This window comes from Flavobacterium sp. CG_9.10 (assembly GCF_015752245.1).
In the GTDB taxonomy this organism is placed as follows: domain Bacteria; phylum Bacteroidota; class Bacteroidia; order Flavobacteriales; family Flavobacteriaceae; genus Flavobacterium.
The window spans coordinates 29,058-52,795 of record NZ_JADOVD010000004.1 but is presented as its reverse complement, the minus strand read 5'-3'; the positions used below and the strand labels follow the sequence as shown (position 1 = coordinate 52,795).

Here is a 23,738-nt window from a genome sequence, read left to right as displayed (position 1 = left end):
CAGAATAATTGTTTTAGAAAAATAGTTGTGAAATGTTAAACTCTATCAAAATCGCCTTTCCAGTTTACAATTGCTTTTTTAATTGCTTTTCCTGAAAGATTTTCATTAACTGCTCTTTCTGTAAGCGGAACAAGTTCTTCATCAGGTGCAAATCGTAAAGCAAACAATTGATCATCATTCAAACGGTGTTCTAAATCTTCAAATTTTTTCCCTGTAATTGTAAAATAACGATACCGAAGTTCCAATCGCACAATACGGTTTTGCAAAGTCAATGCATAATGTTGGCGCAACATGAAAGCCAGACAAAACAGCACAATAAAAATTCCACTGATAAAATTCCAAATCAATTTGTCTTCGGTGGTGCAACTAAAATACACGCTGAAGGCTAGAAATGTCATTATAATGGGATAATAAACAAAATGATGCGGTGGATAATACCGAATGTGATTTTTATAAGATTGTGATTCCATGATAAGTGTTTTAAAAATTTAAAGGCAATCAAATGATCTAATTGTATTGCATCTACAAGTATTTCTTGTTTATAATTATTTTGCTTTTTAACATTTGTTATTCCATTACTAAAAGCAACTGAACTTAGTACCAGCCAAAACAAAAGTAATTTTCAACCAAAAATTATTCACTTAGGTAATGGAATGGATTCAAATTTAAAAATAGATGATAATGGAAATAATATTTTAAAATAATACTGAATTACTGGCATTTGTAAAACGTGATGACGTTCCAGCCAAACAGGGAACTGAAATTATTTGCAAAGCATTAAACGTAATTAGTATCTTTGAGAAAACCAATGATGAGTTAATTTATGTAACAGAATGGTTTATAAATAAATTTCGTCAAAGTGATGATTTTGGACGTCCTTTATTTTTAGAACAATTAGAAGTCGAGTATAATATAAAAGATTTATGCAAAGTACCCGAGTTAAAGGCTATAATTGACGAACTTGAAGCTAATCATTAAAAAGTAGAAAAGTTAGTTTTATAGAGGATTGAAACGGATCAAGACTAAAAGGTGTGTGGAAATATTAAAATAAAAAATCCTTAAAATACTGATTATCAGTATATTTAAGGATTTTTAAAGTGACCTTGACTGGATTCAAACCAGTAACCTCTTGAGCCGTAATCAAGTGCGCTATTCAGTTGCGCCACAAGGCCTTATTGCGGGTGCAAATATAGGTATAATTGTGTGATTTGCAAGTCAAATTATAAATAAATAATTAAAAATATGCCACTAAAGAATTATATACGTGATATTCAAGGTTTTCCAAAAGAAGGAATTTTGTTCAAAGACATAACTCCGTTATTAATTGACCCAAAAGCAAGGAATAAATGTCTGGAAATACTGGTTTCGACACTTAAAGATAAAAAAATAGATAAGGTTATTGGGGTAGAAAGCCGAGGCTTTTTCTTTGGGATGCTAATCGCTCAGGAATTAAATGTTGGTTTTATTCCCGTAAGAAAACCTCATAAATTACCTTTTAAAACAATTTCTGCGACCTATGATTTAGAATATGGCACCGATACATTAGAAATCCATACCGATGCAATTCAAAAAGGTGATAGGATTTTAATACACGACGATGTTTTGGCTACTGGGGGAACCATAAAAGCCGTTTGCGAATTAGTCGAGAGACTGGGAGGTGTAATAGTGCAATGCAATTTCCTGATGGAGCTCAGTTTTCTAAAAGGCAGAGAAAAAATTAAAGGAAATGATATTTTTGCTGCGATGACTTATTAACTTAAAGCACGAGTCGTCACATAATAGCGGTAACCAATAATTGCCATTTGCCATTTCTTAGCTTTTCCTAAATCCAATCGTTGTTTAGTGAAACTGGGTAAAAGAAGTTTATTGATTTGAGCAAGTACCTTATACATAGATTTTTTTTCAAAGATATAAAAAAAGACGGTTCTAGGATAACCGTCTTTTTTGCTGTTATTTGTGAGGAGTATTTTTAAAATTATTTTGTTGTAATTTCGATAACACCGTTTATAGCTTTTTTACCATATTTTTTAATAGCATTCTGTCTTGTAAATTCAGTTGCATTTGATGGTTTTTGTACACCCATACTAATAATATTTTTAGGATCTAATTTTTCCAATGTTTGATAATTACTTTGTTTTCCATTAATTATAATTAAGGCTTTTTTAAAATCTACATTTTTATCATTTTGAATTCTTTTAATGTTATCTTCTGGTTTAGATGTCTCAAAACTAATAGCCCACCCTTTATCCTCATTTTTAGTTTGGCTTTCAATTTTGTCGTTTTTTTTACCATCGACGTAGCTTTTTGTAATAATACGAATTGCATTTTTATTTGAAGTAGCATCTTTATTGACATCCATACTACTAATAAGATTTGGGCTCATGCTTTCAGCTTCGAGAGGGCTTACTTTTTTTCCATCAATATAATAGTCAGCATCTCCCGGAACCCCATTTACCTCTCTAGTCATCTTCGTAACGGTATAAGTATCTTTTGTTTTTTGACGAATAGTAACATTGTTAGGATCGACATTATCAAATCCCAAATCCGTTTTTTCTATATCAGAATTAAAAATACTTTTACTTCCTGTAGTTTTGCCTTTCGTAACAATTTTTATCGTGGATTCGTTTTTGTTTTTAATAACATCCATTGTGGCTATATCATCGGGATTGGTGCTGTCTAATTCTTTTTTTGTTACTTTTTTACCATCAATATAAATTTCAGTATTTAAATCTATAAACTCCTTTTTAGTAGCATTTGCTGCAGGAATTTTGTTTTTCTTGATGCTATCCGTTTCCTGATTATTAGTATTAGTACTTGTAATTGGGCTGGTTGCTTTAAGCTTACTCGTTTCTGCGATTACTTTTTCTTGTGCAACTACTTCAACTTGAAATAAACACATAAAGGCAACTAAGGCGGGCAGTACGAGTGCATACTTCCAAGAATTCCTTTTGTTTGATCGGTTTTTGTTTAACATAACAATTCGTTTTTTGATTAAGGATTGATAAAAATGATTGGTAATGGGAATACAATTTTCCTGTGTTGTTATTTTCAAAAGTGTGATTTGGTAACTTTTTTTATCAGCTATTTTTTTAGACGCTTCACCATCTGCGATGAACTCGAGGTTTTGAAGCATCGCTTTCTTGTAAAGCCAAATGAAGGGATTAAACCAAAAAAGAATACAAAATAGTTGTGCAATCAATACGTCAAGGGAGTGATTTTGCTGGCTATGTACTTTCTCATGAGCAATTATATTTTCAAGTTCGGTCGCATTGTACAAAGCCGAATTATAGACGATAGTACTAAAAAAAGAGAAGGGGGCTAGATTTTCTGTTGTGTCTATAAATTTATAATTAGCTTGGTGCGCTACTGTTTTTCCCTTAAATATTTTTCGAAGGCTGTAAAAATCAAACCCAAATTTAGTCAACAAAGCCAGAGCGCCAATGCAATAAGTCAAAGCCAATCCTAAATAAATATACTCCTCAGTGTGATTTTCTTCAGTCACGGTTCTTATTGGTAAGGAAGACCAATCGGAAGTAATAGGTGTAGGTGCTACCCAAATTATTTTTGTGTAAACGACTATCGGCAAAATAGTAGCTGTTAGTAATCCTGCTAAAAGAAACCTTCTATTTGTAGTAAAAAAAGTTTCTTTGCGCAACAGAAAATTATACGCCATAAAAAACAAAAGTAGTAATCCACTGGATTTTAAAAAGTAAATAGCGACTGCTTCCATAAATAATTATTTTGGTAAAGGTTTTATAACAGTAAGAAATTATTGCTATTTTATTGTTTTTCAATCATGGCTAGAATTTCTCGCAATTCGGCAGCCGAAATTTTTTCTTCTTTGGCAAATTGAGAAACCATATTTTTATAGGAACTATTGAAATAATTATCAATCGCGGTAGTCATAAATCGCTTTCTATAGTCTTCTAAACTCACGGTAGGGTAGTATTGATGTGTGTTTCCAAAAGCATGGTGTGCTACAAAGCCTTTTTCTTCCAGATTGCGCACAATAGTAGAAAGTGTGTTGTAATGCGGTTGCTCTTCGGTAATTTCAGCCATGACTTCTTTTACGAATGCTTTTTTTAGCTTCCATAAAATGTGCATGATTTCTTCTTCTTTGTTGGTTAACTTTTGCATAATTTCTTAATTTGAATCAAACGTACAACTATATTTTTAGTTTGTAAACTATTTTTATAGTTATTTAACTAATTTTTTAGTTTTTAACCTGTTCCGACTTGTAAATTAAGAAGTCAAGTTGCTGGTTTTTGATTGTTTATGAAGCTAATTAAGAAGTATAGAAGCTCTTTGTTTCAGCAGTGTTGTTCTGAAAATGAGGCTGCGTGAGGGATTACTTTACAGTGCAATTATTCTCATAGGAGTTTAGTGAATTTCATTTGCAGATAGCTACCAAAGTAACGCGTATATCCGAACGGTTCGCGACGACCGCATTGATAAAAGGGCAGCATAGGTAGCTAGTTAATTTGCCCTTTTTATCAATGGCGTCAAGCTCAAAGTATTAAAGTAAGATTATTTTTGTTCTATTTGAACGAGTTTTTGCAACCAAATACAACCTAACACAGAAAGAAGTCCTAAGGTGCCCATGAAAAACCAGTTGGTCTGGTATCCAAAATATCCAATGAGCTCCAGTCCAGTCTTGGAACTCGCAATATGGGCTAAACTAAAACTCATGGTAAACAAAGCCATATAACGTCCTTCATGTCCTTTTGGAGCTCTGCTTAAAGCAAAAGAATTGGAGAAAGGAAAGATGAACATTTCCCCAAAAGTGATTATAATGATGCTGATTACTAATATTCCCGCCCAAGTGTTTATCAAAAGCAGGTAAAAACTAATGGACATCAGTACGCAGCCCCACAGAATAATTTTGAGTTTATCAATACTTTTTCTTTGGCTGAAACTGACAATAGGCATTTCCAAAAAGAAAATTAATAATCCGTTCAGGGATAGTAAAAGACCACTTTGAAATTCGGTCAAGCCAAATTTTTCATTGTGATACAACGGTAAAGTGGTGAAAAGTTGGAAAAATAACATGGCAGTGGCAAAACAAACAAAAAGGAAGATCCAAAATATTTTGTCTTTGAAAACAGAAGCTGGGATTTCGGTTTCATTATTTACCGAGTTTAAATCGGCTGGTTTTTTGCGTTCTTTTACCAATAATGCAAAAATCAAAATGGAAACGATACAAGAACTTCCATCTACCCAAAAAAGACCGCTATATCCTAAATTCATGATGATTAAACCTCCCAGAGCCGGTCCAGCGGTAAAACCTAAATTTACCGCTAGTCTTACTAAAGTCAATGCTCTGGTACGATTTTCAGGTTTCGCATACGTGCCAAGGGAGACAAACATGGCGGGACGAAACATATCGGCAACGGTCATAATAACAAACATCCCAATGCACAATCCCCAAAAAGTACGAATGTATTGTACTAAGAATAATAGGATTCCACTGGTAAATAAACTGAAAACCATGATTTTATAAAACCCAATTTTATCAGATAATTTCCCTCCAAGCCAAGAACCTAACATGGATCCAAAACCAAAAGCTACCATAATCCATCCAACTTGTGCGTAAGAAAATTGTAAATCTTCTTTTAAATATTTGGATAGAAAAGGCAAAACCATCGTACCGGCGCGATTGATAAACGTAATCAAGGTAAGAATCCATACTTCTCTTGTGAATCCTCTAAAATTATTAATGTAACGTTGGAAAGCGGTGTGGATCATATATAAAGTTCTAATTTTGTAAAGGTAGAAAACTTTGTAGTGATGCGACTTTGTGGCATTGTAACTTTTAAACTATTTTTGCTTAAAATTATATAGGACTATCCGCAAAGAAGACAAAATAAATTTTTTTACCATTAAGAAATTAAGAAAATTAAGTTTTATCCTTAGTGAACCTTAATTGCTTAATGGTTCAACAGGAATTACTTTATTTTTAATGAAAAAAAATAATCCAATATTATTAAAGAAGAAAGTCAAAAAGATATTAATATGAGAACACTATTTACTTTGTTTCTTTTGGTTCAATTGAATTTTGGCTTTGGCCAAGAAAAATTTGATGCGGCATCTGTAACCAAATTTCAAGAAGTTATAAACTCTGAGTATTCTGATGCAAAGACAAGTCCTTTGAATTCAGAAGATTTAGCTGTATTCAAAACGTTAGATTTTTATCCCATAAATGAAAAGTTTTTTGTCGTAGCAAAATTCGTGAGAACAGTTAATGAAAAGCCGTTTGAAATGAAAACCACTGGGGAAAGAAAGCCAATGTATGTGAAATACGGTGAAGCTTATTTTGTTTTAGATGGAAAAGAATTTAAACTGAATATTTACAAGAATATTGAACTTTCTAAAAAGAAAGAATACAAAGACTATTTGTTTTTACCGTTTTCAGATTTGACTTGCGGAAATGAAAGCTACATTGGCGGAAAATATATTGATATGAAAGTGCCTAAAGGTAAAACGATTGTCATCGATTTTAATACATCGTACAATCCATATTGTGCTTACAGTCATAAATATTCTTGCCCAAAAGTACCCTTGGAAAACGATTTGAATATCGAAATAAGAGCAGGAGTCAAAAAGTTTCATGATTAATGGAATTCTTTAATTTACATACCCATAAATTCACGAATCAGCCCAATGTGTTGGAATTAGTCAATCAATATCCACAGGAATTTGATGGTACGATTCCCTGTTATTCTATTGGAATTCATCCTTGGTTTATTGTTGAAGATAGAATTGAAGCTGATTTAGAGATTATTGAAAGCAAATTACAAGAGGCAAATTGTCTTGCGGTTGGTGAATGCGGACTGGATAAACGTATTGAAATCCCAATGGAATTGCAGCAGATGGTTTTCGAAAAACAATTGCTTTTGGCACAGAAATATCAAAAACCAGTTGTGATTCATTGTGTTGCCGCTTTTCAGGAATTGATTGAAATTACGAAAAAATTGAATATTACGGTTCCAGTACTAATTCATGGATTTTCCAAAAGCGAACAGTTAGCGAAACAGTTATTGGACAATGGATTTTATATTTCTTTTGGTAAATATTTATTGTTAAATCCGGAGTTGGAATTGGTTTTTAAAAATATGCCGAATAATCGATTTTTCTTGGAAACCGATACAGTTGAAGAAGGGATTGATGCTGTTTATGCTTTGGCAGCAAAATATAAAGGAATTTCGGTTGAAGAAATTCAAAAACAGGTGAATAGTAATTTTATGGAAGTATTCAAGAATAGAATTTAAACATAGTTACGGATGAAGTTTTAGAACTTTAAACATTAAACTTTAAACAAAAAAAAATAATGGCAGAGTGGACAGAAAGAGCCGAACTTTTATTTAAAAAAGAAGGTTTAAATAAATTGCAGAATGCAAATGTATTAGTCGTAGGACTTGGTGGTGTGGGTTCTTTTGCAGCCGAATTTTTGGCTAGAGCAGGAGTGGGGAAAATGACCATTGTAGATGGAGATGTAGTTGATATTACCAATATAAACAGACAATTACCAGCTTTACATTCTTCTGTGGGGCAACCCAAAGTTACTGTAGTTGGTGACCGATTAATGGATATCAATCCGGAATTGAAACTGACCCGCGTACAAGAATTTCTTTCGCCAGAGCGTGCTTTCGAGATTGTTTCGGAGGAATTTGATTATGTATTGGATTGTATCGACAGTGTAACCCCAAAATTGAATTTGATTATCGCCGCAAAGCGAAAAAGAGTGAAAATTATAAGCAGCATGGGTGCTGGCGGAAAGATGGAAGCTTCCAAAGTAAAAGTGACCGATATTACGAATACCGTCAATTGTTTTTTTGCAAAAACAATCAGAAGACGTTTGAAAGAATTTAAAATTGATAAATTGAAAGTCGTTTTTTCTTCTGAAATTCAGGATGAATCAAGTCTGAAAATGACGGATGGTTCTAATTTTAAAAAATCATTCTACGGGACAAATAGTTATATGCCAGGATTATTTGGTTTATATGCTGCGGAAACTGTGATTCGTTATTTGCTTAAAAAGGAGTAGTTTTTAGTCTCAGTCTCAGTCTCAGTCTCAGTATTCTGATAATCAAACATCTAACCTCTAACCCCAAACTTCTAACCTAAAAAAATGATACAAACAGTAATTTTTGATATGGACGGCGTAATTGTCGACACAGAGCCCGTACACCGTTATGCTTATTTTAAACAATTTGATGAATTGAATATTGCTGTTACGGAAGAAATGTATACCTCATTTACAGGGTTTTCAACTAGAAATACATTCCAGACTTTGAAGGAAGCTTTTCAATTGAATCATAATGTTGAGGATTTAATTCAAAGAAAAAGGAACATATTTAATGATGCTTTTGATAGTAAAGAAGATTTAGAATTGCTGGAAGGCGTTGAAAACTTAATCAAAGGATTACACGAAAACGGAATGCAATTGATATTGGCTTCCTCTGCTTCAAAAGTTACTATTGAGCGTGTTTTTCGTCGTTTTAAACTGCATCAATATTTTACTCATGTCGTGAGTGGAGAAGATTTTCCTAAATCAAAACCGCATCCTGCCATTTTTGAACACGCAGCTAGTTTATCGATTGCTCCAAAAGAAAATTGTATTGTAATTGAAGACAGTACTAATGGAGTGAAAGCTGCTAAAGCTGCTGGAATTTTCTGTGTGGGTTACAATAGCATTCATTCAAAAGACCAAGATTTATCGGAAGCGGATGTAGTAATTAATCATTTCAATGAATTGGGTTTGGATGAAGTGAATAATATTGACTCCAAATTAAGGAATATTTAACATTTAAGAATACCTGAATTTGTAAATTTGGGAAACATAAAAACAGATACTATGAAAAACATCTTAATTGCATTTGCTATCATTATTGCAAATTTCACCATTGAGGCACAAGTGAAAACGCCTCAAGCCAGTCCAAAAGCCGCTATTATTCAAACGGTTGGTTTAACCCAAGTTGAAATTAATTATTCCAGACCAAGTGCTAGAGGAAGAGCCGTTTTTGGTAATTTAATCCCTTTTGAAAAAGTGTGGAGAACGGGAGCTAATGAAAACACAACAATATCATTTAGTGATGATGTAGTTATTGATGGAAAAACTTTAAAAAAAGGAAAATACTCTATGTATACTGTTCCTAAAATTGAAAGCTGGGATATCATATTTTATTCAACTACAGATAACTGGGGAAATCCTGAAGAATGGAACGAAGCTAACGTAGTATTAAGAACCACGGTGAAGGAAGAAACTTTGCCAAAACCAGTTGAAACTTTTACTATCGGGATAAGCGGTTTAGATAATAATTTTGCCTATTTAGAAATGTATTGGGAGAGTTCTTATGTTGCTTTAAAGTTTGAAGTTCCTACTCAAAAAACAGCAATGGCAAGTATTGAAAAAGCTTTGGCTGGACCAGCTGCCGGTGATTATTTTTCTGCAGCGCAATTTTTATTGCAGTCTAATGGAGATAACGCTAAGTCATTAGTTTATGTAAATAAAGCTTTAGAAATGAATAAGGATAAACCATTTTTTTACTACCGTTTAAAATCATTGATACAAGCAAAACTTGGTGATAAAAAAGGTGCTATTGAAACGGCAAAAATATCTATGGCTGCAGCTGAAAAAGCTAAAAACCAAGATTATGTAAAGATGAATAAGGAAAGTATTGCAGAGTGGAGTAAGAATTAATACTTTGTTTTTTTTTAATCTTAAATCCCGTTCGCCTAAGCAAACGGGATTTTTTTATAATTAATAATGAAAACTATTCGTGCTAATATTGAATTTAAAATGTTAGGCTAATGATTTTTCTTTCCTAAAAATAGTCCATTGTAAAACTAAAGAAATTATAATCGTTAACATTGCTCCAATGAAATTTAGCCACAAATAACCCAGTTTTTCTTCTCCGCTTGGGTAAATATAGATGGCAAAATAATAGATTATAAAAATGGTGATTTGCGTTACAACCGCGCTGTAAAAAATAGCTTTAGATTTGACTTGTTTAATATAAAATCCGACAAGAAAAATACCGAGAACCGTTCCGTAAAATATAGATCCGATGATATTTACCAATTGGATTAAATTTTCAAATAAGGTTCCTATGCAAGCAAAAAGGATGGCAATTACCCCCCACATTAATGTAAAAAACTTTGTGGCATTCAGATAATGTTTTTCTGATTTTTCTTCTTTCAAATTACGCTTGTAGATATCAATTGCAGTGGTCGATGCCAAGGCATTCAGTCCGGAAGCAGTTGAAGACATAGCTGCAGAAATAATTACAGCCAATAATAAACCGATAAGTCCTTTGGGTAAATAATGCAAAATGAAGTGGAAAAAGACATAGTCTTTATCGTTAGTTTCACTTCCGCTATCGGCTTTCAGAATAATTTCTTTTGCTCGATCTCTTAAATCTTTCTCCTTATTAGATAAAGTAACTAATTCTTTTCGAAGGATTGGATTGTCATAATCTTGATTCAACTGATCAATGTACAAGAGATTAATCACTTTTTTATCTTCTGATAAATCGTCTAGTTTCTTTTCTAAAGAATGATATTCACCTTTGTATGCCGATTTTTCAACTATTATTTTATTGTTCGGATTAAAATTTAACGGAACTGGATTGAATTGGAAAAAGACAAAAACCATCACACCGGTAAGTAAAATAAAGAACTGCATAGGAACTTTCAATAGACCGTTCATAATCAATCCCATCTGACTTTCTCGAACAGATTTCCCTGATAAATAACGTCCAACCTGAGATTGGTCTGTACCAAAATAAGCCAAAGCAAGGAAAAATCCTCCCGTAATACCACTCCAAAAAGTATATTTTTCCTCAGGATCAAACGAGAAATTTACGATATTCATTTTGTCATTTGCTCCAGCGATATGCAAAGCACTAGTGAAAGTCATATCATTTGGTAAATAATGTAAAATCAGAAAGAAGGTAATAAACATCCCCGACATAATCACAAACATTTGCTGTTTCTGAGTCACGTTTACCGCTTTTGTTCCTCCCGAAAAAGTATAAATAATTACCAAAACACCAATAATAATATTCATAATAGTGAGATTCCAGCCTAGCAACGCAGACAATATAATGGCCGGCGCATAAATGGTAAGACCTGTTCCTAGTCCCCTTTGAAATAGAAAAAGTAAGGCCGCAAGGGAACGCGTTTTAAGATCAAATCTTTTCTCGAGATATTCGTACGCTGTATATACTTTGTATTTATGATATATTGGGATAAAAGTGACGCAAATAACTACCATGGCAATTGGTAGTCCAAAATAGAATTGTACAAATCCCATTCCGTCGTGATAAGCCTGCCCCGGTGTAGATAGAAAAGTGATCGCGCTGGCTTGAGTTGCCATAACCGAAAGACCAACAATATGCCAAGGCGTTTCATTACCGCCAAGAATAAAGTCTTCTACATTTTTGCTGCCTTTGGTTTTCCAAGCACCATAAATAACAATAAATAATAAGGTGACAATAAGTACAATCCAATCAAATAGTTGCATAAGTTAAGAGTATAATTGCATTATTAGGTAAAAAATTAAAATATAGATCGCATTGACTGCAAGGACCCAACTATAGCTTTTTTTCCAAGTCTTTAATTTTTTCTTTTCCATTTTTTAATGTGTTATGGCTTAAATTTTTGTGCAGGAATTTTTACTGGAGCTTTTAAAGAAATTATATTTGATAATAATCTAAAAGCACCTGGAACTCCTTCCGGTAATTCTCTAAAAAAACTCAAGCCGGTATAAATATAGTATCCTTTTCCGTACGGAGCAACTAGTAAAGCCCCGTTTTTTGGAGTTTCACCTTTGTCATTTGATGATAAAATAGGAGTGAAGGCTGGGTCAAAGTTATTTGCATAATACAAGCCTTGTTCCTGTTGCCAGCCTTCAAAATCCTTAACTGTAATTTTATTTGGATTGTTCAAAACGGCATGATTTGGTGCTAAGAAACGAACTTCGGCATTTTCTTCAGTTACACGATCATTTGAAATTTTCATTGGAAAAGGAGCAATATTTGCAGAAACTGCCTCTTCAGGAGTGTTGTATTGCACCAGCATTGTTTTTCCTTCTTGTACAAAATCAAAAAGTATCGCTTGTTTATTGGCTAATTCTTTTACGGTATTGTAAGCTCGTATTCCTGTAATTACAACATCAAAATTGGCTAATTTTCCAGGAGTTATTTCCTCCGGTTTAAGTAGCGTTACTTTATATCCCATTTGAGACAGACTTTTAAGAACTTCGTCTCCGGCGCCCATAATGTAACCAATTCTTTCATCATTAGTTTTCAAATCTAATTTGATAAATTTTGCCTCCGCAGGTTTCAATACTTGTTGTTTGGTTATGTGGTTGTAATCGATAATTATTTGGTCTTTATCATATGGTCTATTATCAATAAACGCAATGCTTTTGGCTACAGCTTCATCATTTTGATCCGGAGGTGTAACTTGAAAATAAACGATTTGTTCTGTCCCTTTCTTTTCTAAGTTAAATGGAATTGATTTAGGTAAAACGTTCCAATTATTTGGTAGTTCCAATTTTAAATCTCCTTTGATCCCATCTTTTCCAGATTTTATTTTTACTGCTATTTCTTTATTTTTTCCGTTTTTAAAAAGGGAAACTTTATCAAGAATACTTGTGGTTACTTCAGGAACAATATCTAAATAATTATACATTTCACCCTTTACACCATCGTTATATTTGTAAATAACAGTTCGTTCAAATGGAATTTCGATGTTGTTGATTAACAGGTTAAATACCACTTTTACTTCCCGAATAATGTCTGGAATCCCAATATTTTTTTGATTTTCGACGCTATACATTCCTACTGTTCCCTTGTCTTTTAACCAATAGGGTTGCGTATAGTCAATAGTTGTTGGCAATTGTAAATCGAGATTTATGGTATTTGAAACATTATTAGCTAGTATTTTATTTTGCGGCGCATTTTTTTGCTCCGGCAAAGTGGTTATACTACTTAATTGCATGATTGTTTCACTTCTATTTATGGCTTCCAGTTTTAGTTTTACAATTCTTCCCGGAGTAGCTTCCTGGTTTTGCGCGACAGCTTCAAGATATAATCCGGAACAGGCTGCAATGATTTCTTTTATGGCGGAAGATTTTATCGTTTTCCAATGATTATCCTCCAGCGATTGTACCATTGAATAGGCTTTCGCCAAATTTGGAATGCTGGCTGAAGGATTGTGATAATCAAATTGAGTCGCAATAGTTGTCAATAATTCACCAATAGGTTTTCCGCCTTTTACTCGGTTCCAACTCGTATCAATTCCTTCAAAAATGGAACCTTTGTTTTGTAATTGTTCACCATTTATAAACTCTAAGTATTCGGTGTCTTCCCCACGACTTCCAGTGCTTCCAAAGCCTTGTGATTGGTGACGACTTCTACTTAATGCTGCAATTTCCTGATTTGATTTTCCAGTCGATGGAAAATAAACTCCAGTTTGTATGTCGATTAAATTAGATTTATCTGCTGCATCAAATTTTTCTTTACTTCCATAAAACCACCACGAAGTATTAAAAAACTGGCGCTTAGGCTGCCATGGTTGGACTAATTTTAATTGCTCTGGAAAAACTGTTGGATCATTTGCGAGTTTAAAACTTTCTACACTCAACATGGCCGAAGCGGTATGATGCCCATGTGTTGTTCCTGATGAACGATGGTCGAAACGATTGATAATTACATCGGGTTGAAATTTTCTAATTGCCCAAACTACATCTGCCAAGACTTTATTTTTATCCCAAATTTCTAATGTTTCTTGCGGATTTTTTGAAAATCCAAAATCATTAGCACGCGAGAAAAACTGCTCACCACCATCAATTTTTCTAGCTTCAAGAAGTTCTTGAGTTCTTATTACTCCTAATAATTCACGTAATTGAGGTCCTATTAAATTCTGGCCACCGTCACCGCGAGTTAAAGATAAATAACCAGTTCTTGCTTTTTTTTCATTTGATAAATAAGAAATCAACCGAGTATTTTCATCATCAGGGTGCGCAGCTATATAAAGAACAGATCCTAAAAAATTAAGTTTTTGAATTTGATTACAAATTTCAACCGAATTTAATTTTTGGGGTTGCTGCGCTTTTGTTATTTGAAAACAAAAAAGGAAAAGTATTAAAGGTAGAATATATTTATTTTGCATTTTTTTGAATTTAATTTGCAACAACTCCAAATGTAGGAATTAAATAATTTTTTATAAAATGTTTTTGATTTTCTTTCGAAAAAATAAAAACTTGATAACACAAAAAAAGAGAGACAACCTAAATTGGTTCTCTCTCTTTTTTTTAATTTTCTTAATGAAAAATCTAATTAGCCACGACCATGTCCGCGACCATTTCCATTGTTACCATGTCCTTCATTTCCATGACCATTGTTTCCACGTCCTTCGTTTCCGTGACCTTTGTTACCATGACCTTCATTACCACGATCGTAACCTCTGTTACCATTGCCACCACGATTTTCGTATTCTCTACGGTCATTATTGCGGTATGCACCTATAGATCTTTGTGGTCTTCCATGATAACCTTTGTAATATCTAACTCTATCATTTCTGTAATTGCTATAAGGTCTTGAACCATGATAGTCGTTCAATACCACTTTGTATCCGTTATACAAATCATAATTTCTATATTGTCCTGGCAAATATCTAGATCTTGTCCATCTTCCTCCATTGAAATAAATAAATTGTGTAGCTCTGATGTCGTAGTAGGCTTCAACATCAGGTAAATAATAGTAGTCAACATCAGAATAACCCTGTGGACCCCACGATGGCGCCGTTCCTATGTTTACACTTACTGAAACTTGTGCATGAATTGTGCTTGAGGCAAAAAGGATTATTCCTAAGGCGAGTAGTTTTAAAGTTTTCATTTTCCGAATATTTAATTAATAATAATTTTATACTAACTTTTTATGTCAGTAATTTTTATGTAAATCCAACAACTGTGCCAATAAATTTTACTTAACATATTTGTTGAATATTGTTTTTGAAAAAAATAATTTGATAGGTCCCTAATGACTGCGCGATCATCATGAAATAAACTTTTATTTTTTTTTACCTTGTTTACCGACTTTATCACAGTAAAAGTATGGCCTAAAGCTTAATTTGCAATTATAAAATTGTAGTTGAGAATTATATAATTTACCGTTACAATCTTGATTAAATTTTATTTAATGCGCGAATAGATAAGTGGGTAGTTTTAAAGAATCCTTTTTTCAATTCACTTGAAGAAATTAGAAACAAAGTGCAATAGATTAACTTTTATAAATGATTTCTAAAAAAAAAAGAGAACCCGCGCTGGGTTCTCTTTTTACTTCAATTAATTAGGAATTAATGTTTTCCTTTACCTTCTTTATGTTCTTTTCCTTCTTTATGGCCTTTTTCTCCTTTATAGCCTTTGTCTTCTTTATAACCATGATTTTCGTATTCTCTATGGTCATTGTTACGATACGAACCTATTGATTTCTGTGCTTTACCATGATAACCTTTGTAATATTTCACTTTATGATTTTTAAAGTTAGTATATGGTCTCGATCCATGGTAATCATTCAACACTACTTTATATCCATTATACAAGTTGTAATTTCTATACGGTCCTGGTAAGTATCTAGCTCGTGTCCATCTTCCTCCATTGAAATAAATAAATTGTGTAGCTCTAATGTCATAGTATGCTTCAACATCAGGTAAATAATAATAGTCTACGTTAGAATAGCCTGAAGGACCCCACGCTGGTGGAGTACCAATATTTACATTTACTGAAACTTGTGCATGAATTGTGCTTGAGGCAAAAAGGATTATTCCTAAGGCGAGTAGTTTTAATGTTTTCATTTTTCAAATATTTAATTAGTAATAATTTTATTGTAACCTAATCATCAATGTTTTTATATTAAACCAAAATTGTGCCAAATGGATCAATTAACATTTTATTAGGTTTAGTTTCGAAAAAAAAGAGAAGTTTATAAGCTTCTCTTTCATTTAAATTTAAAAATTGATTACAATAAAAGAATCAATAAAAGGATTATGATAATTATTGCTCCAACAGAAAAATATACACCGTTTCCTGTAGATCTTAACTCAGATTTAATGGCGCGAACTTCTTTACGAAGCGCTTTTTTCTCAGAAGATTTCAAAGAAGATTTATCCATTGCTTTTATTTCATCTAATCGGGAAAGCATAATCTTTACTTCAGCAGGTACTTCTTTAGTATTGTTTGCTATTGTAGTTGGTGTTTTTTCAGCTGCAATCATTGGAGTAGCTAAAGCGCTTAATGACAATACCATCATCATTAAATAGACTATTAATTTCTTCATCTTGTTTGTTTTTTTTGTTTAAAGTTATTATTACGGTAAATGTATAATTTAGATAATAATTTATAATTATATAATTGCAGCCGAGATTTATATAATTTACAGCATAAAAAAAAGAGGCTGATCATAGTGATCAGCCTCTTTTTTTAGAAATATTCTAAATATTAGAATTGGTATCTTAAACCCAAAGCTACATCAGAACCGTAATTGTTTTTATAGTAACCATTACCACCAAATTCAGGTCTGAAATCCAAAGAAATCAATAATGGAATGTCAAAATTATATTCAATACCTATATCTCCAGCTGCAAATGCGAAAGTATCGTTGTAATGAGTATTGTTATTGTCATAACTATAGCTACCTAAACCTCCACCAACACCTGCGTACCAGTTGAAACCTCCATCAATGTTCCAAACCCATTGGTATAAAGCTGCTAATTTGATAGCATTGTCATCATATCCGTTGTTGTTGTAGTCATTTCTGTTTCTCCAACCTAAATCTAATTCAAGTCTATTGTTTTTAGACAATCCTCTTTGGTAAGAAAGCTCGCCACCAAAACCATTATTTCCACCTAAACGTAGACCTAATGCATTTTTAGAAATGTCTTGAGCTTGAGCAGTAAATGCTAATCCAATTAGCATAATCGCTGATAAAATAATTTTTTTCATAAGTAAATTTTTGTCCTACAAAGGTATTGTTAAAGCAAACAATATTACTTGTAAAATTTTAATTAAATTTTATAAAATTCACACCTTTTGAAATCTTTAAGTTTTTAATAACGCGATACAATTTAAAATTTTTATCTAGATGAAATTATTGATGCAATCAATTGGTTGCTCAAAACATCCTCCATTTCAAAAAGGTTCTCTTCTACAGGATAGTTGGCTTCAGAGTAGCGATATAACTTCCATCTTTTTTTGTTGTATTCTAACGCTGTCAAATTTTCTACCCAATCCCCTGAATTTAAATATAAGGTAGATCCATTTTTATTTTCTTTTTGAATCATTTTGGGTTCATGAATATGACCGCAAATAACATAATCATATTTTTTTTCAATAGCCAAATCAGTTGCTGTTTTTTCGAAATCAGAAATATGTTTGACTGCTTTTTTTACACTTGCCTTTATTTTTTTAGAAAAAGAATAGGGTTCTTTTCCTAATTTCAGCAAGAACCAATTGACAAAGCGGTTCAAAAGTATTAGGTAATCATATCCCAATCCACCTAATTTCGCAATCCATTTAGAGTGTTGTACCGAAGTGTCAAAAACATCGCCATGAAAAATCCAAGCTTTTTTATCATCTAAATCTAATATTAATTTATCTGCCAAGGTGAAATTTCCCATATTCATATCACTAAATTTTCGCAGCATTTCATCATGGTTTCCTGTAATGTAATAGACCTTTGTTCCTTTGGAGGCAATACTAATAATTTTTTGGATAATTTTCAAATGTGTTTTCGGGAAATAAGATTTTCTGAATTGCCAGATGTCTATAATGTCACCGTTTAGCACTAAAATTTTAGGTTTTATGGAAGATAAATAATTATATAGTTCCTTAGCATGACTTCCATAAGTTCCAAGATGTACATCTGAAATTACAACCAGTTCAACTTTTCTTTTTTTCAATTTTCTCTATTTTGAAGTTTAACAAATTAATTGCATTTGTATTAATTGAAATGAAAGTAAAGGTTAAGAAATCTAGCACAAGATTAATTTACAGTCAATAATCCTTAAATGTTTCATAAAACTTTATCCCGAAATCGCAGGATAAAGTTTTGAACTCTAAACTAAAATCATACATTTGTTCAAAACTTATTATAATGGCGGGAAATAGCTACGGTACACTATTCAGATTAACCACTTTTGGAGAATCGCATGGAGAAGCTTTAGGCGGAATTATAGATGGTTGCCCTTCTGGAATCACATTAGATCTTGATGCAATTCAATTCGAAATGTCGAGAAGGAAACCAGGTCAATCGGCAATTGTGACTCAAAGAAAAGAACCGGACGATGTACAGTTTCTATCCGGAATTTTTGAAGGGAAAACAACTGGAACTCCCATTGGTTTTATTATACCAAACACCAATCAAAAATCCGATGATTACTCTCATATAAAAGATAATTATAGACCAAGTCATGCCGATTATGTCTACGAAAAAAAATATGGCGTTCGCGATTATCGTGGTGGTGGTCGAAGTTCTGCCCGTGAAACTGCCAGTAGAGTAGTAGCAGGAGCAGTTGCAAAACAAATGTTATCTGAAATAAAAATCAATGCTTACGTTTCTTCTGTTGGACCGCTATTTTTAGAAAAACCGTACCAGGAATTAGATTTTTCGAAAACGGAGAATAATCCTGTTCGTTGTCCGGATGAAGTAATGGCAAGTGCAATGGAAGATTATATTCGCGACATCAGAAAACAAGGCGATACGGTAGGTGGAACTGTAACCTGTGTAATTCAAAATGTGCCTATTGGTTTAGGGGAACCTGTTTTTGATAAACTTCATGCTGAATTAGGTAAAGCCATGCTTTCTATAAATGCAGTGAAAGGATTTGAGTTTGGAAGTGGTTTTTGTGGGGCAAAAATGAAAGGTAGCGAGCACAACGATTTATACAATCCTGACGGAACTACAAAAACTAATCTCTCTGGGGGAATTCAAGGTGGAATTAGCAACGGAATGGATATATATTTCCGAGTTGCATTTAAACCTGTTGCGACCATTATGCAAAAACAAGAAACGTTAGATAATCAAGGAAACATAACTGAAATGACAGGAAAAGGACGACATGATCCTTGTGTTGTTCCTCGTGCAGTTCCTATTGTTGAAGCAATGGCTGCAATAGTCCTTGCTGATTTTTATTTAATTAATAAAACGTATTTCAAATAATCAATTTCATAATAACCAATTTTAGATAACAGATAACCAATTAAATGAATACAACCGAAACCAAGAAAGCATCAATTTTTTCAAACCTAACGACTCAAATACTTATTGCAATGGTATTTGGAGCTCTTTTAGGGATTATTATTCATAATTCTATTTCGCAAGAAGCGGCGCTATCCTTTAGCAGCAAAATCAAAATGCTAGCTACTGTTTTTATTAGATTAGTCCAAATGATAATTTCACCATTAGTATTTACAACGCTAGTTGTAGGAATTGCTAAATTAGGTGATATCAAAGCAGTAGGGCGAATAGGCGGGAAAGCCCTTGGTTGGTTTTTTACGGCCTCATTCATTTCCTTGTTATTAGGTATGTTTTTTGTAAATCTGCTTGAACCAGGAGTTGGACTTAATTTACCAAATGTTGATTTAGCTTCTGCTTCAGAAGTGACCGCAAAAACACAAAGTATTTCCTTTGAAAACTTCATTGAGCATATTGTGCCTAAAAGTATCTTTGAAGCGATGGCGACTAATGAGATTTTACAAATTGTCATATTCTCTATTTTCTTTGGTTTGGCAGCGGCGTCTTTGGGAAGTTATGTAAAACCAGTTATCAACGCATTAGATAAAACATCTCATATCGTTTTAAAAATGGTAAACTACGTAATGAAGTTTGCTCCAATTGGTGTTTTCGGTGCTATTGCAGGTGTCTTTGCAGTAAGAGATTTCCAAGAATTAGCCATAACTTATTTTAAATTCTTTGGTTCTTTCTTAATTGGAATTTCATCAATTTGGGTTGTATTAATATTAGTAGGATATATTTTTCTTAAAAGCAGAATGACTGTTTTGCTTAAAAGAATTGTAAGTCCATTAATTATTGCATTTGGAACTACAAGTAGCGAAGCAGTTTTTCCTAAGCTTACGGAAGAGCTAGAACGCTTTGGAGTCAAAGACAGAATCGTTTCTTTTATGCTTCCATTGGGCTATTCTTTTAATTTAGATGGGAGCATGATGTACATGACATTTGCCAGTATTTTTATTGCTCAAGCTTATGGAGTGCATTTAGATTTGGGAACTCAAATGACGATGCTTTTAGTTTTAATGCTAACCAGCAAAGGAATTGCAGGCGTACCTAGAGCTAGCTTAGTAGTTGTAGCTGCGACTTGCGGAATGTTTAAAATTCCAATTGAAGGAATTGCATTAATTTTACCAATAGACCATTTTTGTGATATGTTTAGAAGTGCAACGAATGTTTTAGGAAATGCATTAGCCACTTCAGTAGTTGGGAAATGGGAAGCGGAAGCTGAAGATGAAATGGTGACACCGGAAATTATCTAAAATATTCTTTTACCGTAATAGTGATCTAACCCATTTGTTTATCAAATGGGTTTTTTATGTTGTAGTTTTTTGTTTTTATATTAAAGTATATAGCATGTAAAAAGAAGGTTGAATTGCCAATTAGTTGCTGTGTTTTACTTTTTGAATGACCAAATATTAAAATTATGAATGTATTGATAGATTCTTCATTTTTTTTATGAATAAATTGTATATTTGACTCAATAATAGCTAAATATGTCCCAAATTAGATTTTTTTTGTTAATTGTAACATTAACTTTTTTTAATGTTAACTGTTATTCTTTACCTATAACAACACCGAATAATGAAATCTTAAAATTAACAAAACAAGCATCTACTTATTTGCGTAATTCTAATTTTGAAAAATCATTAGTAACAGCCAGACTTGCATTGCATGAGGCAATTAAAGTCAAGGATAACAATCTAATTGCATGCTGTTATAAAACTATCGGTTCAAATTTTGAGGAATTAGCTGAATTTGATAAGGCTATTTTTTTTTATAAAAAGGGACTTTCTTATGTCAACAAAACCGACAATGACACCATTAAATATGGAATAAATAATAATTTAGGCAATATATATTGTTTCGAAAAAAAACAGTTTCAAACAGGAATTAGCTATTACAAAACTTCATTAGCGAATTGCGCAAAAATAGCGGATACTAGCAAGATTGTTTTAACAAAACTCAATATTGCTTGGGCTTTTTTTGATATCGGTTTTTATGAAGAGGGTTATCCTTATTTGAAATTTATCAATACTTATCATCAAAAATTTGGAAATCAATCGACCATTGTGGCTTTAAATATGCTCAATGGCATGTATTACGCATATAAAGAAGACAATAAAAAAGCGACTACTTCTTTTTTAGAAGGAATCAAATTAGGAGAAGAAGGAAAAGAAAAATTAGATTTGTCTTACACTCATCAAGAATATTCTAAGTATTTGTTTAAAAAAGGAAACTATAAAAAAGCATATGAAAACTTGGTTCTTTATGATAAAATAACAGTTGATCTTTTCAATAAAGAAAGAATTGAAAAGGCAAATAGGGCTGGAATTAACCTCCAGTTAGATGAATATAAAAGAGAAATTGAAAAAATTGAAAATGAAAAAGACTTACAAACGCAAAGTTTAAGAAAGTCAAAAATTATTATGCTATTGTTTATTGTTGTACTAACGATATTATTAATGTTTCTTTTTACATTATATAAAAACAATATTTTCAAGAAAAATATAAACACCGAGCTTTCTTCTACGAACGAAAAATTAATTTTCGCAAAAGAAAAAGCAGAAGAAGCATCAATTTTAAAATCACAATTTGTGTCAACCATTAGTCACGAATTGAGAACTCCTTTATATGGCGTTATAGGAATTACAAATATGCTTTTAGATGAGCACAAGGAATTGGCTAACAGCCCACATTTAAGTTCTCTTAAGTTTTCAGCTCGGTATTTGCTGTCATTAGTCAATGATGTTTTGCAAATTAATAAAATTGAGGAGAACAGAATTATCCTTGAAAATTTGACTTTCAATATTTCTGACGAAATAAATATGATTAAAAATTCACTTACGTTTCTGGCTAAAAATAATAATAATAGTATTGATGTAAATATTGACCCTGCAATTCCAGAAAATTTAATCGGTGATAAACTGAGACTTTCTCAAATAATAATAAATCTTGTTGGTAATGCTTTGAAATTTACTAAAAATGGCGAAGTATTTATTGAAGTGAATTTATTAAAAGTAACTAATAAATTTCATTTTATTGAATTCAAGATAAAGGATAATGGAGTAGGTATTGCAATTGAAGATCAGGGAAAGATATTTGAAAAATTTGTCCAAGTAGGAAGGAAAGAGGATGATTATCAAGGAACTGGCTTAGGTCTATCTATTGTAAAAAGGTTGTTGAAATTGTTTGGAAGCGATATTTCTTTAGAAAGTGCTTTAGGAAAAGGAACCGAATTTAAATTTACAATAGCATTTGAATCTGACCCTAATAAAACAAAAGAGATAATAAATAGTATCCAAGTTGATTTATCGTTAAATAAACTTTTGAAGGTTCTGGTTGTTGAAGATAATAAGATTAACCAAATTGTAACCGAAAAAATTCTCAAAAAAAATAATTACTCCTGCTCCATAGTCGATGATGGATTTCAGGCTATAAAAGTACTGGAAGAAGAAAATTTTGATATTATATTTATGGATATTAATATGCCTTTAATGAATGGGTTTGAAACTTCAAAAAGGATTCGAAGTGCAGGAATAAAAACACCCATTGTAGCTTTGACAGCTTTTGATAAAGAAGAAATTGCTGAAGAAGCTATTTCTGCAGGAATAAACGATATTATAGTAAAACCATTTGACTCCAATACATTATTCAAGTGCATCACTAATCTTGGTGCTAAAACTTGAAATGAAAAGCTTTTAAATATCATTATTAATTGAAATTTTCAGTGTAAATTTTTATAAAATATAAAAATCGCTAAATCAAAGGGAAAGTTTAATATCGCCAATGATTTAACGATTTTGATTTATTCAAATCAAATAAATCATTAATTTATTTGATTGCAATTGTTTTATGCGTTTTTTTCATGGAGCCGTTTATTTTGGCTATCTCAACATGTAGAATTCCATCTTTATAAGTCGCTTCAATTTTATTTTCATCTAAATATTCAGGCAAATAGAAAGATCTGTAGAAAGATTGATAGTTAAATTCTTTACGTACATAATTACCTTTTTTTCTGGTTTCTTCTTCTTCTTCTTCTTCTTCTTCTTCTTCTTTCTCAGAAGAAATCATAAGCATATTGTTGTCAATTTCGATTTTGAAATCTTCCTTTTTCAATCCGGGAGCAGCCAATTCAACTTCTAATTTATTATCTGTTTCTTTTAAGTTTACCGAAGGTAAATTACTTCCGATAGCCGAAAAATTTTTGTTTGTCCAATCAAAAATATCTCTTGTGAGAATATCATCAAAAAGAGGATCCACTGATGCGACAAAATTGTTTCTTTTTACTAAATTTCCCATAATAGTACGTTTTAAATTGTTTAATTAAGTTATATAAATTTAACTAAAATCTATAGCGCAATTTATAATTTAACAGTTAAAACGTTTAAAAACAGTTTGTTATCGATGAATTACTTATTTGAATAAAAACGATAAAAAAGATTT

General features: G+C 32.2%; 22 protein-coding genes and 1 tRNA gene. 9 read left to right on the top strand and 14 right to left on the bottom strand.

Translation table 11 applies throughout. From position 1 onward, the window contains the following. Positions 1 to 35: 35 nt before the first annotated feature. Positions 36 to 470: a DUF6526 family protein gene (locus IWX84_RS04460; protein ID WP_196849550.1), complete on the bottom strand. Its 435-nt coding sequence runs from the start codon at positions 468 to 470 to the stop codon at positions 36 to 38. A 628-nt stretch (positions 471 to 1,098) separates the two neighbouring features. Beyond that, positions 1,099 to 1,172: transfer RNA gene (locus IWX84_RS04455), tRNA-Arg, on the bottom strand. 70 nt (positions 1,173 to 1,242) lie between these two features. Here IWX84_RS04455 and IWX84_RS04450 point away from each other — a divergent pair. Next, positions 1,243 to 1,755 carry an adenine phosphoribosyltransferase gene (locus IWX84_RS04450; protein WP_196849549.1) on the top strand — a complete coding sequence of 171 codons (513 nt, stop codon included), beginning with the start codon at positions 1,243 to 1,245 and terminating at the stop codon, positions 1,753 to 1,755. On the opposite strand, the gene IWX84_RS04445 is transcribed toward IWX84_RS04450, so the two are convergent. The 4 genes from IWX84_RS04445 to IWX84_RS04430 form a co-directional block, all read right to left on the bottom strand. Then, positions 1,752 to 1,892 carry an SsrA-binding protein gene (locus IWX84_RS04445; protein ID WP_196849548.1) on the bottom strand — a complete coding sequence of 47 codons (141 nt, stop codon included), beginning with the start codon at positions 1,890 to 1,892 and terminating at the stop codon, positions 1,752 to 1,754. The genes IWX84_RS04450 and IWX84_RS04445 overlap by 4 nt on opposite strands. Before the next feature lie 83 nt (positions 1,893 to 1,975). After that, positions 1,976 to 3,730, bottom strand: a complete 1,755-nt coding sequence (locus IWX84_RS04440; RefSeq protein ID WP_196849547.1) for a M56 family metallopeptidase — start codon at positions 3,728 to 3,730, stop codon at positions 1,976 to 1,978. Between the two features lie 50 nt (positions 3,731 to 3,780). Next, on the bottom strand, positions 3,781 to 4,137 hold the full coding sequence (locus IWX84_RS04435) for a BlaI/MecI/CopY family transcriptional regulator (protein WP_196849546.1): 357 nt from the start codon (positions 4,135 to 4,137) through the stop codon (positions 3,781 to 3,783). 390 nt (positions 4,138 to 4,527) lie between these two features. Beyond that, positions 4,528 to 5,745, bottom strand: a complete 1,218-nt coding sequence (locus tag IWX84_RS04430; protein WP_196849545.1) for an MFS transporter — start codon at positions 5,743 to 5,745, stop codon at positions 4,528 to 4,530. Between the two features lie 267 nt (positions 5,746 to 6,012). On the opposite strand from IWX84_RS04430, the gene IWX84_RS04425 reads away from it, so the two are divergent. From IWX84_RS04425 to IWX84_RS04405, 5 genes are all read left to right on the top strand, one after another. Continuing rightward, positions 6,013 to 6,615 (top strand): DUF1684 domain-containing protein, encoded by a 603-nt coding sequence (locus tag IWX84_RS04425; protein WP_196849544.1) that lies wholly within the window; start codon positions 6,013 to 6,015, stop codon positions 6,613 to 6,615. Then, positions 6,615 to 7,268 carry a TatD family hydrolase gene (locus IWX84_RS04420; protein WP_196849543.1) on the top strand — a complete coding sequence of 218 codons (654 nt, stop codon included), beginning with the start codon at positions 6,615 to 6,617 and terminating at the stop codon, positions 7,266 to 7,268. Before IWX84_RS04425 ends, IWX84_RS04420 begins: the two co-directional genes overlap by 1 nt. Positions 7,269 to 7,327: 59 nt before the next feature. Beyond that, complete coding sequence (locus IWX84_RS04415) at positions 7,328 to 8,044, top strand: ThiF family adenylyltransferase (RefSeq protein WP_196849542.1); 717 nt, start codon at positions 7,328 to 7,330, stop codon at positions 8,042 to 8,044. Positions 8,045 to 8,128: 84 nt separating this feature from the next. After that, positions 8,129 to 8,803, top strand: coding sequence for an HAD family hydrolase (locus IWX84_RS04410; RefSeq protein ID WP_196849541.1), 675 nt, complete (start codon positions 8,129 to 8,131; stop codon positions 8,801 to 8,803). A 51-nt stretch (positions 8,804 to 8,854) separates the two neighbouring features. Next, positions 8,855 to 9,700, top strand: a complete 846-nt coding sequence (locus tag IWX84_RS04405; protein ID WP_196849540.1) for a DUF2911 domain-containing protein — start codon at positions 8,855 to 8,857, stop codon at positions 9,698 to 9,700. A 102-nt stretch (positions 9,701 to 9,802) separates the two neighbouring features. On the opposite strand, the gene IWX84_RS04400 is transcribed toward IWX84_RS04405, so the two are convergent. The 7 genes from IWX84_RS04400 to IWX84_RS04370 form a co-directional block, all read right to left on the bottom strand. After that, on the bottom strand, positions 9,803 to 11,524 hold the full coding sequence (locus IWX84_RS04400) for a sodium:solute symporter (RefSeq protein ID WP_196849539.1): 1,722 nt from the start codon (positions 11,522 to 11,524) through the stop codon (positions 9,803 to 9,805). 122 nt (positions 11,525 to 11,646) lie between these two features. Then, on the bottom strand, positions 11,647 to 14,178 hold the full coding sequence (locus IWX84_RS04395; RefSeq protein ID WP_196849538.1) for a PIG-L family deacetylase: 2,532 nt from the start codon (positions 14,176 to 14,178) through the stop codon (positions 11,647 to 11,649). 167 nt (positions 14,179 to 14,345) lie between these two features. Further along, a complete protein-coding gene (locus tag IWX84_RS04390; protein ID WP_196849537.1) occupies positions 14,346 to 14,903 on the bottom strand; it encodes a hypothetical protein in 558 nt (185 codons plus the stop codon). Between the two features lie 460 nt (positions 14,904 to 15,363). Next, complete coding sequence (locus IWX84_RS04385; protein ID WP_196849536.1) at positions 15,364 to 15,861, bottom strand: hypothetical protein; 498 nt, start codon at positions 15,859 to 15,861, stop codon at positions 15,364 to 15,366. Positions 15,862 to 16,025: 164 nt separating this feature from the next. Further along, positions 16,026 to 16,343, bottom strand: coding sequence for a hypothetical protein (locus IWX84_RS04380; RefSeq protein WP_196849535.1), 318 nt, complete (start codon positions 16,341 to 16,343; stop codon positions 16,026 to 16,028). A gap of 161 nt (positions 16,344 to 16,504) precedes the next feature. Beyond that, positions 16,505 to 17,008 carry a hypothetical protein gene (locus IWX84_RS04375; RefSeq protein WP_196849534.1) on the bottom strand — a complete coding sequence of 168 codons (504 nt, stop codon included), beginning with the start codon at positions 17,006 to 17,008 and terminating at the stop codon, positions 16,505 to 16,507. A gap of 131 nt (positions 17,009 to 17,139) precedes the next feature. Beyond that, positions 17,140 to 17,964: a UDP-2,3-diacylglucosamine diphosphatase gene (locus IWX84_RS04370; protein ID WP_196849533.1), complete on the bottom strand. Its 825-nt coding sequence runs from the start codon at positions 17,962 to 17,964 to the stop codon at positions 17,140 to 17,142. A 194-nt stretch (positions 17,965 to 18,158) separates the two neighbouring features. Between IWX84_RS04370 and aroC the strand changes: the two genes are divergently transcribed. The 3 genes from aroC to IWX84_RS04355 all read left to right on the top strand — a co-directional run bounded on the left by aroC (position 18,159) and on the right by IWX84_RS04355 (position 22,981). Continuing rightward, positions 18,159 to 19,223 carry a chorismate synthase gene (aroC, locus tag IWX84_RS04365; protein WP_196849532.1) on the top strand — a complete coding sequence of 355 codons (1,065 nt, stop codon included), beginning with the start codon at positions 18,159 to 18,161 and terminating at the stop codon, positions 19,221 to 19,223. A gap of 44 nt (positions 19,224 to 19,267) precedes the next feature. After that, the gene (locus tag IWX84_RS04360) at positions 19,268 to 20,554 is read left to right on the top strand and encodes a dicarboxylate/amino acid:cation symporter (protein ID WP_196849531.1); all 1,287 of its coding nucleotides are present in this window, start codon (positions 19,268 to 19,270) and stop codon (positions 20,552 to 20,554) included. A 234-nt stretch (positions 20,555 to 20,788) separates the two neighbouring features. Further along, a complete protein-coding gene (locus tag IWX84_RS04355) occupies positions 20,789 to 22,981 on the top strand; it encodes a response regulator (protein ID WP_196849530.1) in 2,193 nt (730 codons plus the stop codon). Positions 22,982 to 23,126: 145 nt separating this feature from the next. Here the strand turns inward: IWX84_RS04355 and IWX84_RS04350 are convergent, their stop codons facing one another. Further along, the gene (locus IWX84_RS04350; protein WP_196849529.1) at positions 23,127 to 23,594 is read right to left on the bottom strand and encodes an Hsp20/alpha crystallin family protein; all 468 of its coding nucleotides are present in this window, start codon (positions 23,592 to 23,594) and stop codon (positions 23,127 to 23,129) included. Positions 23,595 to 23,738 lie beyond the last annotated feature (144 nt).